The sequence below is a fragment of the Streptomyces sp. LS1784 genome (assembly GCF_020103755.1).
Taxonomy (GTDB): Bacteria; Actinomycetota; Actinomycetes; order Streptomycetales; family Streptomycetaceae; genus Kitasatospora.
In genome coordinates, this window is record NZ_JAHSQD010000941.1 from 1 (window position 1) to 1947 (window position 1947).

Annotated in this window: 2 protein-coding genes; one reads left to right on the forward strand and one right to left on the reverse strand. The window is 67.7% G+C overall.

From position 1 onward, the window contains the following. The first annotated feature begins 504 nt into the window (after nucleotides 1-504). A complete protein-coding gene (locus KS423_RS44465; protein WP_224285364.1) occupies nucleotides 505-810 on the forward strand; it encodes a hypothetical protein in 306 nt (101 codons plus the stop codon). Between the two features lie 81 nt (nucleotides 811-891). Here the strand turns inward: KS423_RS44465 and KS423_RS44470 are convergent. Continuing rightward, on the reverse strand, nucleotides 892-1947 hold a 1056-nt coding region (locus KS423_RS44470; protein WP_224285365.1), incomplete at its 5' end, for a hypothetical protein.

Below are 1947 nucleotides of genomic sequence, written 5' to 3' on the forward strand. Positions count from 1 at the left end.
GCATGGAAGCCCACTATCCCCTCGGACCACGACTCGACCTGCTCAACCGTCAGCTCATCAGCACACAGTCATACCAACGACGCCGAACGCCAGCGGTAACGACAGATGCGGTTGCAGTATCAACGGCAAGCGCGTCCAGCTCCACTGGAACAACCCGTACGTCGGCAGCAACAGCTACGACTCCGCGGGTTCCGACCCGATGTTCAGGTTCGCGCAGAGCGGGGGCAGCGGCAACAACGCCGCCGTGTACTGGACGATCACGGGCCCCTGACCGACAGCCGGCCGCGGTGAACGGCGGCTTCGCCGAACACCGTGAACGCCCTCAAGGGCGTTCGGTACGCCAGTAGTTCAGTGAGGTGCGGCGGCGGCCCCCCAGGGGACCGCCGCCGCTCGGGTAAGCGGAAGGGCGGGTTTCGGCCAGTTGTGTTGCCGGTGAATACATTCGATCACATCTTCGGCATGCTGACCGCACACATTGTTCGAGAGGCGACAAGGGAGAAGGTCATGCGTCGAATTGCGGCTCTGGGGACCGGGGCGGCGCTGCTGGTGGCCGCCGGTGTGATGGCGGCGCCGGGGGCGTCGGCGACCTCGTACTGCAGCACCACCCAGGGGACGAACTGGGGGTCGGTGAGCTGTCAGACCACCGCGACGAAGAACCACTGGCAGCTGGTGCTGGTCTGCAACAACGACAACGTCAAGGGCATCCAGACGACGGTCATGGGCGCCTGGCACATGGGCAACGGCAGCGACACCCTCTACTGCCCGACCGGCTACAGCGCGGCCTACACCAAGGTCAACAACGACAACTGACCCTCCGCACAGGGGTGTCGGCCGTCGCCGCCGCGGCGACGGCCGACACCTCGGTGCCGGTGGGCCCCCGGGCCGGCCGGTCTACGCCATCGTGTAGCTGAAGTTCGCCTTGAAGGCGTTCATGGAGCCGACCGCGATGGTCTCGCAGGCCTCGTAGAACTTCTCCTCGTCATTGGGGTCGAAGCCGTTCGCGGACACGAGCTGGGCCAGTGACCTGAACTCCTGGAGAATGCGGGCGTTGAGCTCCGCGTCGGGCTCCTTGCCGTTGCGGTGGTACTGCGAGTCCGCCGACCCTCCGCCGGTCTTGGCGAACAGGGTGAACCGGTTCATCTCGTCGTGGAGCGTCGCCGTGTCGCTGGTGGCGACCCTGTTGAAGGCCGCGATGGCCGCGGTCGGGTTGGCGGCGGCCCGGCGGAACTCGGCGCCCTGGATGATGGCCACGATCTTGGCGCAGTACTTCTGCGCGTCCTTGGGCAGATCCTCGAACGGTTTGCTGCCGCTTTCGACCAGCGCCTTGATGAACCGGTTCGCCAGCTGCTGGTCCGTGAGCCCCGACTTGCTCTTGGCCAGGCCGAACAGCTGGGAGTAGTCGCCCTCCGGCACACTGCCGAGGACGAAGTTCCCGGTGGCGCCGATGGTGTAGGAGGCGCCGTCCTCCACGTCGTTGTACGTGAACGGGTTCACCATCGCCTGCCGGTTGCGGAACGCCTCCAGGTCGAGGCTGACACCGCGCAGGGACAGACGCCGGCGCACTTCCCTGTGCCGCTTCACCTGCTCCTCGTCGGAGATCGTCAACTCGTGCTGGAAGCCCCCGGTGGTGATGGCGACGGGGGTCACGGGCGCCAGGCTCTGCCCGCTCGCCGCGCGCACCCGGACGTTGGCCGCGTCGATGAGCTTCTCGTACGAGGCGAACCGCAGGGACTCCCCCGACTCGGCCATCCTCCCGATCTCGGCCAGGATCGCCTGCTTCTCCGCCTCCGGCAGCCTCAGGTGACGCTGGACCTTCCACTGGACCTTCTCGCTGTCCGCCGGCTTGCTGAGGACCGCCTTGGCGACGTTGACGAGCCGCTGCACCGCCGGGGCCGCCCCGGCCGGGGCGCGGTCCGTCGGGCCCGGGGCGTCCGGGGCGGCGACGGC

Coding starts and splice junctions, on each gene's coding strand:
- KS423_RS44465 (WP_224285364.1), top strand. CDS start 505: ATGCGTCGAATTGCGGCTCTGGGGACCGGGGCGGCGCTGCTGGTGGCC.